Here is a 15,503-nt window from a genome sequence, read left to right on the forward strand (position 1 = left end):
GCCGTGAACGCGTCGGCCCGCTCGGCGTGCGCGGCCGCGAGCGCCTGCCACCGGGCGGCGGGCAGCGCGCGCGGCGGCGCGTCGGCGGTCGTGGTCACGTCCCCAGGGTAGGTCGACCCGCGGAGGCTCTCGACGCCGACCGAGCGGGAGCCGGCGCGCGCCCGTCGGGGCCCGCCTGGCGCACGGCGCGACCGGACCGACAGACTGTCGTCGTGCTCACCGTCGCCCTGGTCCTCGCCGCCCTCGCGGGCCTCCTGCACGTCTACATCTTCGTGCTCGAGTCGCTGCGGTTCGACCGTCCCGAGGTCCACCAGCGGTTCCGCACCCGGACCGAGGACGTGCCCGCGGTGCGCGCGTGGGCGTACAACCAGGGCTTCTACAACCTGTTCCTCGCCGTCGGGGCCTTCGCGGGCGTCCTGGTCGCGGCCACCGGACCGGACGACGTGGGCCTCGCGCTCGTGCTCCTCGCGTGCGGCTCGATGCTCGCGGCGGCGCTGGTCCTCGTCGCCACCGACCGCCGGATGGTGCGCGCGGCCGCGTCCCAGGGCACGATCCCGCTGCTCGCCGTCGTGGCGGCCGTCGTCGCGCTCGCGGCCTGAGCCGCCGCGTCCCGACCGGGTCAGTCGCGACGCGCGACGAACACCCACTCGCGTCCCGGGCGGTCGGGCGCGTCGCGCACCTCGAGGACCGTGAAGCCCGCGTCCGCGAGCGAGGCCACCACCTCGTCGTGCTCGCGGAAGCGCAGCGTCGAGTCCGACGCCAGCACCGCCCCGTCGGCGAACGCGTACGTGGACCGGAACGTCACGAGGCCGGGGGAGACGTCGAGCAGGTCGGTCCACGTCTCGACGACCCCCACGCCGGGCACGTCGTCGCGCGACCACGTCCGCTCCCGCACCCAGTCGCGCCACGCCTCGCGCGCCGGCACCCGGGTCTCCAGGACCAGGTGCCCGCCCGGGCGGACCGCGGCGTGCAGGCCGCACAACGTCGCGGCCCAGTCGTCGTCGGCGACGAAGACCTGCGCGACGTTCCCCGTCATGACCGCGAGGTCCACGGCGAGCGGCGGCAGCGTCGTCGCGTCCCCGTGCACCCAGCGCACGCGGTCCGCGTCCGGCTTCGCGCGCGCGACGTGCAGGGACGCGACCGCGGGGTCGACACCCACGACGTCCACACCCCGGCGGGCCAGCAGGACCGCGAACGTGCCGGTGCCGCAGCCCACGTCGAGCACCGTCCGGGCGCCGAGCTCGTCGACCAGCGCGGCGTACACGTCGAGGTCGGACCGGTCGGGGTCGAGCGGGTCGTAGAGCGCGGCGAGACGGGGGTCGGTGAACGCGGCATCGGGCACGACGCGAGGCTACGGGGGTCTCGCACCGTCCGGACGACGCGCCGTCGCTGCGCACGCGAGGTGGCGCAGGCCTGGATAGCGTGGCCGCAGGGGCGTGCAGCAGGGGGCGTCGCGATCGGCAGCAGAGACGTCCGGCACGCGGCGGGCCGCCCCGTGACGGACCGGAGGACCGATGGTCGACATCCTGCGCGACGTGCTCGTCGCGCTGCTCGTGGCGTGCGTCGCCATGGCGCTCATCCCCGTGGTCGGGGGCATCGTGCTGTACGGCATCGTGCCGTTCCACGCGGTGCGGTCGCACCTGCGCCGGGCGGGTGCCTACCTGCCGCGCGTCGTGGTGCTGATCCCGGCCTGGAACGAGGCGCCCGTGCTCACGGCGTCGCTCGAGCGGCTCATGGCCCTCGAGTACCCGCCCGACCGGTTGCGCGTCTTCGTCATCGACGACGCGAGCACCGACGACACGCCCGCGGTCGTCGGCGCGGTCGCCGAGCGGTTCCCCGGGCAGATCGTCCACCTGCGGCGCGAGCAGGGCGGCCAGGGCAAGGCGCACACGCTCAACCACGGGATCCGGCGGGCGCTCGCGGACGACTGGATGGAGGCGCTCCTCATCATGGACGCCGACGTCGTCTACCGGCCCGACTCGCTGCGCCGCATGACGCGGCACCTCGCGGACCCGCGCGTGGGGGCGGTGTCGGCGTACATCCGCGAGGGCTCGCGGCGGCCGAGCGCGGTCACGCGGTTCATCGGCTACGAGTACGTGACGGGACAGGCGGCCGCGCGTCGCGCGGAGAACGTCGTGGGGGCGATGGACTGCCTCGCGGGCGGTGCGCAGCTGCACTCGCGCGTCAACATCGAGGCGATCGGCGGGCAGGTCGACACCTCGACGCTGGCCGAGGACACGATGACGACGTTCATGACGCAGCTCGACGGGCGGCTGGTCGTGTTCGATCCGTCGGCGGTCGTGCTCGCGGAGGAGCCGGACTCGGTCACGGGCCTGTGGAAGCAGCGGCTGCGGTGGGGGCGCGGCAACGTGCAGATCTCCAGCCGGTTCCGGCGGATGTGGTTCCGACCGACTCGGCAGCACCGGCTCGGCTCGTTCCTCTTCGGCTTCATGTGGTTCGCGATCTACCTGCTGCCGTTCTTCATGACCGCGGCGAGCGTGGGCCTCATCGGTCTCTTCCTGCTCGACGAGCTGCTCGCGACCTGGATGTTCCAGGCGCTGTGGTGGGCGGCGATCACCGCGTACGTCTTCATCACGGCGACGACGCTCATGCTCGACCGGGAGACGGCACGGCGGTCGTGGCTCGAGGCGCTGATGTTCCCGGGGCTGGGCTTCCTGATCATCATGGCCGCGGTGTTCGTGCCCGGGCTCTGGGACGAGCGCATCCCCGCGGCGCTGGACCTGCAGCTGGGGCCCGTCGCGGTCACCGCCTGGACGCTGCTGCTGTACGCGTGGCCCGTGCTGTCGATGGTGTGCGCGTGGGGCCTCAAGCAGCTCGAGCGCGCACCGGGCGGCCGTCGGGCGGTGCGCTTCCTCATCTACCTCGTGGGGTACGGGCCGGTGCTGTGCGCGGTGTCCGCGGACGCCTACCTCAAGGAGTGGCAGGGCGCGGCGCAGGTGTGGGACAAGACCGAGAAGAAGGGCACGGTGGCGGCATGAGCACCCCGACGTCACGCACCGAGGAGGAGCGCGCAGCCTGGTGGGCGACGCTCGCGCCGGACGCGCTCGAGGACGAGATCCGCGTCAACCTGCGGGCCGAGCGGCGGCTCGTGCCGATCGCGCTGGTCGCGGGCGCGCTCACGGTCGTCATCCTGCTGCTACGGGCGTTCCTGGCCTGACGGGGAGCCGACCGGCACTCCCGCCCCGGTCCGCGCGGGCGGGTCGGGCAGCGGGTCGGGCCGGACGTCGGCGGCGCGCGTCGAGACGCCGTGCAGGACCCGCTCGAACGGCCCGCGCCCGAGGGCGGCCCGCCACGACCAGCACAGCACCGTCGTCGTCACGAGGAACGCGAGCCACGACGCGACGGCCGGGGCGTAGACGACGCCGTCGCCGAGCAGGGCGATCACCACGACGTGCACGGTGTAGGCCGACAGCGCGAGCTCGCCGACGGCGGCGACGGGGCTGACGACGTGCGGCGCGGCCTCGGCGACGACGAGGCACGCGACGAGCACGAGCAGCGCGACGCCCGTGTTGCCGAGCACCTCGAACGTCGTCGAGGAGTGCGGCTCGGTCGTCGCGACGGACACCGGCCAGCCCAGCGCGTCGCGCGCGACCCACGCGCCCACGTGGCCGAGCACGACGAGCCCCGCGCCGGTCGCGGCGGCGACGAGCCGCACGCGTGGGGAGCGCAGGTCGCACCGGCCCACCGCGAGGCCGGCGAGCAGGTAGGCGAGCCACACGACGGCCGGGTAGAAGTGGCCGACGGCGATCTCGGCGAGGAGCGTCGGCCGCGGTTGCCACGCCTCCTGCCCGGCCTCGAGCAGCGTGCGCACCACCGGCCCGGCGACCGCGACCGCGGCCGCGACGACCAGCAGGGTCCGCACGGACCACCGCAGCGCGAGGCAGCCGACGGCGAACAGCACCGCGTACGTCGGCAGGATCACCGCGACGGGCGTGCCGAGCATGACGAGCAGCTCGCCCAGCATGAACAGCAGCACCGCACGCACGAGCACGCGCAGCCGTGCCTGGACCAGCCGCGTGCCGGCGACGGGGGACGCGCCGCCGGACAGCAGCGCGAGGCCGATGCCGGCCAGGACGACGAACAGCGCGGACGGCCGGCCGTCGGCGAGCTGCGCGAACCCGCCCGGGACGACGCGCGAGCCCGGGTCGTCCGGCCCGACGTGGGCGGTCATCATGCCGAGCACGGCGAGGCCGCGCGCGACGTCGACTCCGGCGATGCGGCGCATGGGTCGATCATGCCGGTCCGTCGGGTGCGGCGGACCGTGCGCGCCGTGTGCGTGCCGCCTGCGCCGCGCGCTCGCGCTGCGGACCGTCGGGGTCTCAAGGCTCGGAACGATTCGTCCCGTGCCTTGAAACCGACTCCGCTCAGGTGATTAGAGTCTGGTGTGAACACCCCCGTCCACGCCGACGTCTACACGCACGGGCACCACGAGTCGGTGCTCCGGTCGCACCGCTGGCGTACCGCCCAGAACTCCGCGGCCTACCTGCTGCCGCACCTGACGCCGGGGCAGAGCCTGCTCGACGTCGGCTGCGGACCGGGCTCCGTGACCATCGACCTCGCGGCCCGCGTCGCGCCCGGCCGGGTCGTCGGTGTCGACGTCTCCGCCACGGTCGTCGACGTCGCGCGCACCGCCGCGGCCGACGCCGGGACCGACGTCACGTTCGACGTCGCCGACGCGTACGAGCTCCCGTTCCCCGACGACTCGTTCGACGTCGTGCACGCCCACCAGGTCCTCCAGCACCTGTCCGACCCCGTCGCCGCCCTGCGCGAGATGCGCCGCGTCGCGAAGCCCGGTGGCGTCGTCGCCGTCCGCGACGCCGACTACTCCGGCATGACGTGGTACCCGCCGTCGCCCGGGCTCGACGAGTGGCAGGCGCTGTACCAGGAGGTCACGGAGGCCAACCGCGCCGAGGCCGACGCCGGCCGCCGCCTCCTGTCGTGGGTGCGCGCCGCCGGCTTCGACCCCGCCGGCATCGCGCCCTCCGCGGGCGTCTGGTGCTACGCGACCCCCGAGGACCGCACCTGGTGGGCCGACCTGTGGGCCGACCGCTGCACGAAGTCGAACTTCGCCGCGCAGGCCATCGACCACCACCTCGCCGACGAGGTCGGCCTCGAGCTGCTCGCCGACGCGTGGCACGAGTGGGGTGCCCAGCCCGACGGCTGGTTCGCCGTGCTGCACGGCGAGGTCGTCGCGCGCGCCTGACCCGTAGGCTGGTCACGTGCGCATCGCCCGCTTCACCACAGGTCAGGACCCGCGCTACGCCGTCGTCGAGGGCGACCCCGGCGCGGAGGAGCTGGTCGTCCTCACCGGCGACCCGATCTACACGCCGATCCAGCCGACGGGGGAGCGGCGCCGCCTCGACGACGACGGCGTCCGCCTGCTCGCGCCCGTGATCCCGCGGTCCAAGATCATCGGCGTCGGTCGCAACTACGCCGACCACGCGGCCGAGCACGGCAACGAGGTCCCGACCTGGCCCCTGCTCTTCCTCAAGCCGAACACGTCCGTGATCGGCCCCGACGACCCGATCGTCCTGCCCGACTGGACCGAGCACGTCGAGCACGAGGCCGAGCTCGCCGTCGTGATCGGCAAGGTCACCAAGGACGTCAGCCCGGAGCGCGCGCTCGACCACGTGTTCGGCTACACCGTCGCCAACGACGTGACGGCGCGCGACATCCAGCGCAGCGACCTGCAGTGGACCCGCGCCAAGGGCTTCGACGGCTCGTGCCCCATCGGCCCGTGGATCGTCCCCGGCCTCGACGTCGAGGACCTCGCGGTCACCGCGCGCGTCAACGGCGTCACGAAGCAGGACGGGCGCACGTCGCAGATGGTCTTCGACACCGCGTACCTGGTGTCGTACGTCTCCGAGGTGTTCACGCTGCTGCCCGGCGACGTCATCCTCACCGGCACGCCTGCGGGCGTCAGCCCGATCGTCGACCGCGACGTCGTCGAGGTCGAGGTCGAGTCCATCGGCGTCCTGCGCAACCCGGTCCTGCGCCGCGGCTAGGGCCCGTCTCGCACCCGGCGGTGACCGCCGGTTCGGCGCCCACGGCCCCTCGGTGGACGAGAAACCCCCTCTTGTGTCGCAATCTGATAACACATAAGAATACGTGTGCACGGATAGCGACAGGTCAGGGGGCTCATGGACCGCATCGACGCCCTCCCGCGGACCGCCTTCACGCTGGACGACGCCGCAGCAGCAGGTCTCAGCGCGCGGACCATCCAGCGCCTCGCCGCTGACGGTCTCCTCGAGCGCGTCGCGCAGGGGCTGTACCAACGTCCCGACTCCGCCACGTACGACGTCGACCTCTACGCGGCGGTGTCCCGGGCGCCCGAGGCTACCCTCTGCCTCACATCCGCACTCGTGCACCACGAGCTGATCGACGCGATCCCCGCGTGGACCGACCTCGCGCTGCCCCGCGGCTCTCGTCGCCCCGCTTCGGCGAGCACGGTCCGGTGGCACCTGTTCGACGCCGAGACCTTCTCGGTCGGGCGCACGACGACCCACATCGAGGGCACGGGCTCGACCGTCGGGCTGTACACGGCCGAGCGGTCCATCGTCGACGCGTTCCGACTGCGCCACGAGATCGGCTACGAGACCGGCATCGAGGCTCTCCGAACATGGCTGCGTCGGCGCGGCAACACGCCGGCTGCCCTGTTGAGCGTCGCTAGGACGCTTCCACGCGCGCAGGGACCGCTTCGAGAGGCGCTGAACTACCTCACGTGAGACCAGGACAGACGTACGCCGCTCTGAAGCGCGAGGCCACGGCACGAGGTCGGGCGTTCGGCGAGATCGTCACGCTCTACGCGCTCGAACGGTTCCTCGCGCGTCTGACGCAGACGCCGTACCGCGACGACTTCGTCCTCAAGGGTGGCGTCCTTCTCGCTGCCCACGGACTGCGCTGGCCGACTCGCGACATCGACGCCCAGCTCGTCGACCAGACGCTCGACGAGGTGCACCTGCGTGCCGTCGTCCGAGCAGTCGCCGAGCTGCCGGTCGACGACGCGCTCGTGCTGCACGTCGAGGATGCGTGGGTCGAGCAGATCCGCGATGAGGACGACTACGCCGGCCTGCGGCTTCACGTGCCCGCGCACGTGCACACGTTCGACGTCAGGACGTTCACCATCGACGTCTCCACCGGTGACCCCATCAGACCGCGCGTCGACACCGTCGCACTTCCCTCGATCCTCGGAGACGAACCCGTCACGCTGCGTGCGCACCCGCTGCCCACGGTCGTCGCCGAGAAGACCGTGACGATCCTCCAGAGGGGTGTCACCAGCACCCGCTGGCGCGACCTCATGGACGTCGTCTCGCTCGCTCGCACCCACGGGTTCGACGCAAGTGAGCTCGCCGACGCCGGCGCGGCGACCGCGCAGCATCGCGGAGTCGAGCCGGGACCTCTAGCGACGCACGTGGTCGGGTACGGCGACGTCGGTCAGGCGAAGTGGGCGGCGTGGCGGCGCACGTGGCAGCTGGAGGACCGCACCGAGGTCCAGCTCGACGACCAGGTCGCGCTCGTCGTCGCATTCATCGACCCGGTCTACACGGGCGACGTCGGAGACGGCGCGACATGGGACAGAGGAGCGTTCGAGTGGCGCGGCTCGACGACTGCACCGGCAGCGGACTGACCGTGGCCACAGCCGCAACTAACCTGTACCCGTGACCACCCCCGCTCCCGCCGGCTCCGCCGTGCGCGTCCGCTTCTGCCCGTCGCCGACCGGCACCCCGCACGTCGGTCTCATCCGCACCGCGCTGTTCAACTGGGCGTACGCCCGGAGGACGGGCGGGACGTTCGTGTTCCGGATCGAGGACACGGACGCGGAGCGGGACTCGGAGGAGAGCTACCTGCAGCTGCTCGACGCGCTGCGCTGGCTCGGGCTGGACTGGGACGAGGGCGTCGAGGTCGGCGGCCCGCACGCGCCGTACCGGCAGTCGCAGCGGTACGACCTCTACACGGACGTCGTGCGCCGGCTCGTCGAGGGCGGGTACGCGTACGAGTCGTTCTCGACGCCCGAGGAGATCGAGGCCCGGCACCGCGCCGCGGGCCGCGACCCGAAGCTCGGGTACGACGGGTTCGACCGCGAGCTCACCGACGAGCAGAAGGCGGCGTACCGCGCCGAGGGTCGCTCGCCCGTGCTGCGCGTGCGGATGCCCGACGAGGACGTCACGTTCACGGACCTGGTCCGCGGGGAGATCACGTTCAAGGCCGGCTCGGTGCCGGACTACGTGATCGTGCGCGCGAACGGGCACCCGCTGTACACGCTGGTCAACCCCGTCGACGACGCGTTCATGGGCATCACGCACGTGCTGCGCGGCGAGGACCTGCTGTCGTCGACGCCGCGCCAGGTCGTGCTGTACCGCGCGCTCGTCGAGCTCGGCGTCGCGTCCGTCGTGCCGCAGTTCGGCCACCTCCCCTACGTCATGGGAGAGGGCAACCGGAAGCTCTCGAAGCGCGACCCGGAGTCCAACCTCTTCCTGCACCGCGAGCGCGGCTTCACGCCCGAGGGCCTGCTCAACTACCTCGCGCTGCTCGGCTGGGGCATCGCGCCCGACCGGGACGTCTTCACGCTCGACGAGCTCGCGCACGCGTTCGACGTCGCCGACGTCAACCCGAACCCGGCGCGCTTCGACCTCAAGAAGGCCGAGGCGATCAACGCCGAGCACGTGCGCCTGCTCGCGCCCGACGACTTCCGCGACCGGCTCGTGCCGTACCTGCACGCGGGCGGGCTCGTCCCGGCCGACTCGTACGCCGACCTGTCGGCCGCGCACCGCGCGCTGCTCGACGCGGGCGCCCCGCTGATCCAGACGCGCGTCACGCTGCTCGGTGAGGCCGTCGGGATGCTCGGCTTCCTGTTCGTCGCCGACGACGCGCTCGAGGTCGCGGACGACGCGCGCGCGGCCCTGCGCGACGACGCCGCGACCGTGCTCGACGCGTCGCGTGCGGCCCTCGCGGCCCTCCCCGCGGACGGCTTCACGACGGCCGCGACGCAGGAGGTCCTGCAGGCCGCGCTGGTCGACGAGGGCGGCCTCGGCATCAAGCCGCGGTTCGCGTTCACGCCGCTGCGCGTCGCGCTGTCGGGCCGTCGCGTGTCGCCGCCGCTGTTCGAGTCGATGGAGATCCTGGGCCGCGACGCCACGCTGGCCCGGATCGACCGGCTCCGCGCGACGCTGTGACGGGCGCTCCCGGGGCGCTCGTCGACGGCGTGCTCTTCGACATCGACGACACGCTCGTCGACACCCGCGGCGCGTTCGGGTCGGCGCTCGCGGCGATCGCCCGGCGCTACCTGCCGGACGTGCCGCCCGAGCGCGACCACGAGCTCCTCACGGTGTGGCGTGCCGACGTCAACGGGCACTACTCCCGGTACACGCGCGGCGAGGCCGGGTACGAGGAGCAGAGGATGGCGCGCGCCAACGAGCTGCACGCCCGGTTCGGCGGGCGGACGCTCGACGAGGACGGCTTCGCGCGCTGGGACGAGGTGTTCCAGGACGGCTTCAGCGGCGCGTGGACGGCGCACGACGACGCCGAGGCGGTCGTCGACGCGCTGCTCGCGGCGGGGATCGCGGTCGGCGCGCTGTCGAACGCCTCCGTCGCGTACCAGACGGCCAAGCTCGAGCGCGTCGGGCTCGTCGACCGCGTGCCGATGCTCGTCGGCGTCGACACGCTCGGCTTCGGCAAGCCCGACCCGCGCGTGTTCGCCGAGGCGTGCCGGCTGCTCGGCACCGACCCCGCGCGCACCGCGTACGTGGGCGACGAGCTCGACGTCGACGCGGCCGCCGCCCGGGAGGCCGGCCTCGTGGGCGTGTGGCTCGACCGGCCCGACGGCCGTCGGCACCCGATCTCGGACGAGCAGATCACCGCGGCCGACGTCCGCACGATCCGCACGCTCGCCGAGCTGCCCGCGCTGCTCGGGGTCTGAGCGGCGCCGGCAGGATCACCCGGCTGCCGCGACGTCGCCGGCCCGGCCGTCCCGGCGACGTCTCTACACTCGCGCGGCATGGGCCTCTTCTCCCGTGGGCGTGACCGTGCCGCCGACCGTCCCGACCCCGACCTGCCGTCGCTGAGCGCCGAGCAGGCGGACTGGCTCCGCGCGCGGGTCGTCGCCGAGCTCGGCGTCGCCGGTGTGGGCGTCGAGGCGCGGGGGGACCACCTGGTCGCCGCCGACGGGCAGGTGTACGGGCTCGGCAACCTCGCGGCGATGGTCGCGACGGCGCCGCGCCGCGAGCGCGACGCGGTGGTCGCGACGCACGTGGGCGGCCTCCTGACGATGCGCGACTTCCGCGAGCCCGAGACGCTCGAGGAGATCACCGGGATCGTCGTCGCCCGGGTGCTGCCCGACGACCCGGCGCACGCGCCGCGCGACCCCGACGGGGACGCGGGGCCGGACCTCGGCCCTGGTCTCGTGGTGCGTGCGTGCCTCGACTTCCCGACGCACGTCTCGACGGTGACCGACCTCGCGAAGTTCGGCGGCTGGGCGGCCGTCGAGCCGTACGCCACCGCGAACCTGCGGGCCCTCCCGGCGCCCGACCACCAGGTGCTCCGGCCCGCACGCGGGGCTGAGGTGCACGTCTTCGCGTCCGACGACCTGTTCGGCGCCAGCCGGCTGCTGCTCCTCGACGACCTGCTGGCGTCGCACCTGCACCTGGAGCGGCCCGCCCACGGCGTCCTCGTCGCCGTCCCGAACCGCCACCTGCTGGCTCTGCACGTGCTGGCCGGGCCGGAGGTGACGCACGCGATGTCGACCCTGATCTCGCTCGCACGCGGCGAGTTCGACGGACCGGGCCCGGTCAGCCCGGAGGTGTTCTACCGGTCACCCGACGGGACGCTCCAGCAGGTCACCGGTCCGGCGGAGGACGGTGGGGTCGCGGTGCTCGTCACCGGGGCGTTCGCCGAGGCGATGGCGGCGCTCGGCCTGGTCGGCTGACGACCCGCCCGGCCGGTCAGCGCAGCGTCGCTCGCCAGGCGCGCGTCACGTAGGGCACGTCGACCTCGTCCCGCCCGCGCAGGTCCGGGTGGTGCGCGACGAGGTCGTCGACGCGGTCCAGCAGCGCGTCGCGCTCGTCGTCCGGCAGCGTCAGCAGGTGGCTGCGGCTGGCGGCGAGGACCCGCAGGTCGCCCGTGCGCATGCGTGAGGACCAGGACGTCTCGCGGTGCTCGGACGGCGTGAACGCGGGTCCCAGGTCGGGCTCGTGCGCGCTCGTGTCGAGCGGGTCGCCCGTGTGCACGATCTCCGTCCACCGCGCGACCCAGTCGGTGCGCGCGTCGCGCACGTTCCACACGACGGCGACCCGTCCGCCAGGCCGCAGCACGCGTGCGACCTCGGCGGACGCCGCGCGTGCGTCGAACCAGTGCCAGGCCTGCGCGACCGTCACGGCGTCGACGCACGCGTCGGGCAGGCCGGTCGCCTCCGCCGTGCCGGGGCGGGCGTCGGCGTCCGGGACCGTGCGCTCGAGCTCGGCACGCATCGCGTCCGACGGCTCGACGGCGACGACGTCGTAGCCGAACGCGACGAGCCTGCTCGTGAGCTTGCCCGTCCCCGCCGCGAGGTCCAGCACGTCGCGCGCGTCGTGCGGGACGCACCAGCGCACGACCTCGTCGGGATAGGTCGGTCGCGCCGCCTGGTACGCCGCGACGCCGTGCTCGAACGACGCCGCCCGCACCGCCCGCTGGTCCATCCGGCACCCCTCTCGCCCCTGGGACCGACGGTACGACGCGCCGACGCGCCTCACCTGTCCGGGCGACCTCGGGGGAGGGGCTGGCCGCGAGCCTGCTCGACGGCGGTCGTCGCCGGGCTCACCACCTCGCTCAGGGCATGGGGTCGAGCAGCTCCAGGGCCTGGTCGTGCAGGAGCCCGTTGGACACGAGCGCGGAGCCGCCGAACGGGCCCGGGACCCCCCGCACCGACGTGAACCGGCCGCCCGCCTCGGTGACGATCGGGACGAGCGCGGCCATGTCGTGCAGCGCGAGCTCGGGCTCGGTCGACAGGTCGACGGCCCCTTCGGCGACCAGCACGTGGCTCCAGAAGTCCCCGTACGCGCGCGTGCGCCACACCCGCCGGGTGAGGTCGAGGAAGGCGTCGAGCCGGCCCTCCTCCTCCCAGCCGCTCAGGCTCGAGTACGACAGGGACGCGTCCTCCAGGCGGTCGACGGCCGAGACCTGCATGCGCGACGCCGACGCGAGCGACCGGCCCGTCCACGCGCCCGAGCCCTGCGCGGCCCACCAGCGCCGGCCGAGCGCGGGGGCGCTCACGAGGCCGACGACGACCTCGTCGCCGTCGAGGAGCGCGATGAGCGTCGCCCACACGGGCACACCGCGCACGAAGTTCTTGGTGCCGTCGATCGGGTCGACGACCCACCGGCGCGGGCCGTGCCCGGTGTCGGGCATCTCCTCGCCCTGCACCGCGTCGCGCGAGCGCGCCCGGGCGAGCTGGCCGCGGATGAGCTCCTCCGCCGCACGGTCCGCGTCGGACACGGGCGTCAGGTCCGGCTTGGTCTCGACGCGCAGGTCCTGCGCCTTGAACCGCGACATCGTGAGGGAGTCGACCTGGTTGGCCATCACGTGGGCGAGGCGCAGGTCGTCGTCGTACCCGGGGCGCAGGCTCATGGCGGACACCGTAGCGCCGCCCCCCAGGTCAGGGCCGCGCGGTCTCGCGCGACTCGCGCGGGTCGTTGTCCCCGGAGCCGAGCCGGCTGGCCAGGAGGCGGCGGAACGACTCGACGCGGGCCGCCCGTGCGTCGCGGGTCTCGTCGTCGGGCGCGTCCGTGACCCAGTCGTCCAGCGCGCAGTCCGGGGCGTCGGCGGCGTGCGTGCAGCCGCGCGGGCACTCCTCGGCGACCTCCGAGAGGTCGGCGAAGGCACGGAGCAGGTGCGTCGGGTCCACGTGCGCGAGCCCGAAGGACCGGACGCCGGGCGTGTCGATGACCCACGTGGGCGCGTCCGTGCCGGGCACCCGCAGCGCGACCGCTGACGTCGACGTGTGCCGCCCCCGGCCCGTGACGTCGTTGACCGCACCGGTGGCGCGGTAGGCGTCGGGGACGAGCGCGTTCACGAGGGTCGACTTGCCCACCCCGGAGTGCCCGACGAGGACCGACGTGCGGCCGTCGAGCGCCGCGCGCAGGTCGTCGAAGCCGTGGATGACGCGCTCGTCGCGCGGGCCCTCCGTGCGGGTCACCACGACGCGGACGCCGATGGGCGCGTACATCGCGACGAGCTCCGACGGGTCCGCGAGGTCGGCCTTCGTGAGCGCGAGCAGCACGTCCATGCGCGCGTCGTACGCCGCGGCGACGCACCGGTCGATCATGCGCGTGCGCGGCTCGGGGTCGGCGAGCGCCGTGACGACGACGAGCTGGTCGGCGTTCGCGACGATGACCCGCTCGACGGGGTCGGTGTCGTCGGCCGTGCGCCGCAGGACCGTGCGGCGCTCGGTGATCCGCACGATGCGCGAGAGCGAGCCCTCGTCGCCCGAGGTGTCGCCGACGACGTCGACCCGGTCGCCCGGCACGACCCGCTCGCGTCCGAGCTCGCGCGCCTTCATCGCGGTCGCGCGTCGCTCGCCGGGGCCGTCCGGGTCGACGAGGACCGCGTAGCGTCCGCGGTCGACGCCCGTGACGAGCGCGGTCTCGGCGTCCGCGTGCTCGGGCCGGATCTTGGTGCGGGGCCGCGTCCCTCGTCCGGGACGGATGCGCACGTCCCGTTCGTCGTAGCGGCGGGTCGGCATCAGGACGCCTGGGTCCCCGCGTCGGCGGGTCCGAGCATCCGCTGCCACATGCCGACGAAGTCGGGGAGCGTCTTGCCGGTCGTCGCGACGTCCTCGACCTGCACCCCGGGCACGCGCAGCCCGACGAGCGCGCCCGCGGTCGCCATGCGGTGGTCCGCGTACGTCCGCCACACCCCGCCGGTCAGCGGGCGCGGCGTGATGACGAGGCCGTCGGCGGTCTGCTCGGCCTGCCCGCCGAGCCGCGTGATCTCGTTCGCGAGCGCCGCGAGCCGGTCGGTCTCGTGCCCGCGCAGGTGCGCGATGCCGCGCAGCCGGGTGGGGGAGTCGCCGAACACCGCGAGCGCCGCGATCGTCGGCGCGAGCTCGCCCGCGGGCTTGAGGTCGAGGTCGACGCCGCGCACCGTCCCGGTGCCCGTCACCGAGAGCACGTCGCCGTCGAGCCGCGTCGTCGCGCCCATGCGCTCGAGGATGCCGGGCAGCAGGCCACCGGGCTGCGTCGTCGCCGACGGCCAGCCGGGCACGCGCACCGTCCCCCCGACGGCGAGCGCGGCGACCAGGAACGCGCCGGCGTTCGACAGGTCGGGCTCGACGCGCACGTCCCGCCCGGCGACCCGCCCGGGGGCGACGTGCCAGATGTCCGGCCGGGAGTCGTCGACCTCGACACCCGCCGCGCGCAGGACGTCGACGGTCATCTCGATGTGGGGCAGGCTCGGCAGCGTGCGGCCCGTGTGCCGGACCGTCAGGCCCTGGTCGAACCGGGCGCCCGCGAGCAGGAGGCCCGACACGAACTGGCTGGACCCGGACGCGTCGACGTCGACGTGACCGCCGCGCACCGCGCTGCGGCCGTGCACCGTGATCGGCAGGTGGCCGGGCTCGCCGTCCTCGTCGACGCGCACGCCCAGTGCGCGCAGCGCCTGGATCACCGGACCCATCGGGCGCACGAGCGCCTCGGGGTCGCCCTTGAAGTGGACCGGGCCGTCGGCCAGGGCAGCGACGGCGGGCAGGAACCGCATGACCGTCCCGGCGAGCCCGCAGTCGATCGTCACGTGCCCGCGCAGGGGTGCGGGCGAGACGAGCCAGTCCGTCCCCGTCTCGACGCCCACGCCGAGGGTCTCGAGCGCCTGGCCCATCAACCGCGTGTCGCGCGAGGACAGGACCGCGCGCAGCCGGCTCGGACCGTCGGCGATCGCGGCGAGCACGAGGTAGCGGTTGCTGAGCGACTTCGACCCGGGCACCTCGACGAGCGCGTCGAGCGGTCCGGCGGCCTGCGGGGCGGTCCAGAGCGCGGCGGTCGGCTGCGGGTGGGAGTCGAGGGCGGTCATGGCGCCAGGCTACCGAGGACGGCCCGCGCGCCGATCGGAGCGACCACCCGACGGGCACCGCGTGACGGCGTCCGGCCGGGTCAGTCGTCGGACGCGTGGTGCGCGCGGTGCTGCTGGACGCGCCACGACAGGCCCGGACGGCCCTCGTAGTCGGCCGCGGCGAGCAGCGCGCCCCCGAGGGCGGACACGGCACGCACGAGCCGCGTGCGTCGCTCGGCCTTGACCACGGGGTCCCGGTCGAGGCCCTTGTCGGGGAGGTTGACGACGACGAGCGGCGCGGTGAGCGCCGCGAGGGCGAGCGCCGCGGTGCGCGGCGCCTTCCCGATCGCGAGCAGCCCGCCGGCGACCGCGAGCGCGGCGCCGTGCGCCTGGACCGCGGACCGCAGCTGGCGCTCGGTGAGCTCGAGGCCGAGGACCCCGCGCGTGGCGCCGGCACCGCGCACGGC

The 15,503-nt window shown here is 74.4% G+C and carries 17 protein-coding genes; 10 read left to right on the plus strand and 7 right to left on the minus strand.

Features of this window, described 5'->3' with window-relative positions; genetic code table 11:
• Positions 1 to 212 precede the first annotated feature (212 nt).
• Complete coding sequence (locus CTKZ_RS08835; RefSeq protein WP_124342605.1) at positions 213 to 599, plus strand: DUF1304 domain-containing protein; 387 nt, start codon at positions 213 to 215, stop codon at positions 597 to 599.
• A 20-nt stretch (positions 600 to 619) separates the two neighbouring features.
• Here the strand turns inward: CTKZ_RS08835 and CTKZ_RS08840 are convergent, their stop codons facing one another.
• The gene (locus CTKZ_RS08840; protein WP_124342606.1) at positions 620 to 1,342 is read right to left on the minus strand and encodes a class I SAM-dependent methyltransferase; all 723 of its coding nucleotides are present in this window, start codon (positions 1,340 to 1,342) and stop codon (positions 620 to 622) included.
• Positions 1,343 to 1,514: 172 nt separating this feature from the next.
• On the opposite strand from CTKZ_RS08840, the gene CTKZ_RS08845 reads away from it, so the two are divergent.
• The gene (locus CTKZ_RS08845; protein WP_124342607.1) at positions 1,515 to 2,999 is read left to right on the plus strand and encodes a glycosyltransferase family 2 protein; all 1,485 of its coding nucleotides are present in this window, start codon (positions 1,515 to 1,517) and stop codon (positions 2,997 to 2,999) included.
• Positions 2,996 to 3,178, plus strand: coding sequence for a hypothetical protein (locus CTKZ_RS08850; RefSeq protein ID WP_124342608.1), 183 nt, complete (start codon positions 2,996 to 2,998; stop codon positions 3,176 to 3,178). Before CTKZ_RS08845 ends, CTKZ_RS08850 begins: the two co-directional genes overlap by 4 nt.
• Here the strand turns inward: CTKZ_RS08850 and CTKZ_RS08855 are convergent.
• The gene (locus CTKZ_RS08855) at positions 3,158 to 4,246 is read right to left on the minus strand and encodes a heparan-alpha-glucosaminide N-acetyltransferase domain-containing protein (RefSeq protein WP_124342609.1); all 1,089 of its coding nucleotides are present in this window, start codon (positions 4,244 to 4,246) and stop codon (positions 3,158 to 3,160) included. The genes CTKZ_RS08850 and CTKZ_RS08855 overlap by 21 nt on opposite strands.
• 159 nt (positions 4,247 to 4,405) lie before the next feature.
• On the opposite strand from CTKZ_RS08855, the gene CTKZ_RS08860 reads away from it, so the two are divergent.
• From CTKZ_RS08860 to CTKZ_RS08890, 7 genes are all read left to right on the plus strand, one after another.
• Complete coding sequence (locus tag CTKZ_RS08860; RefSeq protein WP_124342610.1) at positions 4,406 to 5,224, plus strand: methyltransferase domain-containing protein; 819 nt, start codon at positions 4,406 to 4,408, stop codon at positions 5,222 to 5,224.
• Positions 5,225 to 5,240: 16 nt separating this feature from the next.
• Complete coding sequence (locus CTKZ_RS08865) at positions 5,241 to 6,026, plus strand: fumarylacetoacetate hydrolase family protein (RefSeq protein WP_124342611.1); 786 nt, start codon at positions 5,241 to 5,243, stop codon at positions 6,024 to 6,026.
• Positions 6,027 to 6,161: 135 nt separating this feature from the next.
• Positions 6,162 to 6,746, plus strand: a complete 585-nt coding sequence (locus CTKZ_RS08870; protein ID WP_124342612.1) for a type IV toxin-antitoxin system AbiEi family antitoxin domain-containing protein — start codon at positions 6,162 to 6,164, stop codon at positions 6,744 to 6,746.
• Positions 6,743 to 7,648: a nucleotidyl transferase AbiEii/AbiGii toxin family protein gene (locus tag CTKZ_RS08875; protein ID WP_200829686.1), complete on the plus strand. Its 906-nt coding sequence runs from the start codon at positions 6,743 to 6,745 to the stop codon at positions 7,646 to 7,648. The genes CTKZ_RS08870 and CTKZ_RS08875 overlap by 4 nt, the downstream gene beginning before the upstream one ends.
• A 31-nt stretch (positions 7,649 to 7,679) precedes the next feature.
• Positions 7,680 to 9,194, plus strand: coding sequence for a glutamate--tRNA ligase (gene gltX / locus CTKZ_RS08880; RefSeq protein WP_124342613.1), 1,515 nt, complete (start codon positions 7,680 to 7,682; stop codon positions 9,192 to 9,194).
• Positions 9,191 to 9,937 carry an HAD family hydrolase gene (locus tag CTKZ_RS08885; protein ID WP_124342614.1) on the plus strand — a complete coding sequence of 249 codons (747 nt, stop codon included), beginning with the start codon at positions 9,191 to 9,193 and terminating at the stop codon, positions 9,935 to 9,937. The genes gltX and CTKZ_RS08885 overlap by 4 nt, the downstream gene beginning before the upstream one ends.
• A 78-nt stretch (positions 9,938 to 10,015) precedes the next feature.
• Positions 10,016 to 10,942: a hypothetical protein gene (locus tag CTKZ_RS08890; protein WP_124342615.1), complete on the plus strand. Its 927-nt coding sequence runs from the start codon at positions 10,016 to 10,018 to the stop codon at positions 10,940 to 10,942.
• Positions 10,943 to 10,958: 16 nt separating this feature from the next.
• Here the strand turns inward: CTKZ_RS08890 and CTKZ_RS08895 are convergent, their stop codons facing one another.
• The 5 genes from CTKZ_RS08895 to CTKZ_RS08915 all read right to left on the minus strand — a co-directional run.
• Entirely contained in the window at positions 10,959 to 11,693 is a 735-nt protein-coding gene (locus tag CTKZ_RS08895) for a class I SAM-dependent methyltransferase (protein WP_124342616.1), read from the minus strand.
• A 130-nt stretch (positions 11,694 to 11,823) separates the two neighbouring features.
• A complete protein-coding gene (locus CTKZ_RS08900; protein ID WP_124342617.1) occupies positions 11,824 to 12,621 on the minus strand; it encodes an inositol monophosphatase family protein in 798 nt (265 codons plus the stop codon).
• A gap of 28 nt (positions 12,622 to 12,649) precedes the next feature.
• Complete coding sequence (rsgA, locus tag CTKZ_RS08905; protein WP_124342618.1) at positions 12,650 to 13,735, minus strand: ribosome small subunit-dependent GTPase A; 1,086 nt, start codon at positions 13,733 to 13,735, stop codon at positions 12,650 to 12,652.
• The gene (gene aroA, locus CTKZ_RS08910) at positions 13,735 to 15,057 is read right to left on the minus strand and encodes a 3-phosphoshikimate 1-carboxyvinyltransferase (protein ID WP_124342619.1); all 1,323 of its coding nucleotides are present in this window, start codon (positions 15,055 to 15,057) and stop codon (positions 13,735 to 13,737) included. Before aroA ends, rsgA begins: the two co-directional genes overlap by 1 nt.
• 80 nt (positions 15,058 to 15,137) lie before the next feature.
• A partial coding sequence (locus CTKZ_RS08915) for a DoxX family protein (protein ID WP_124342620.1) occupies positions 15,138 to 15,503 on the minus strand: 366 nt, incomplete at its 5' end.

Origin of the sequence: Cellulomonas algicola (assembly GCF_003851725.1) — a bacterium.
Lineage (GTDB): Bacteria > Actinomycetota > Actinomycetes > Actinomycetales > Cellulomonadaceae > Cellulomonas > Cellulomonas algicola.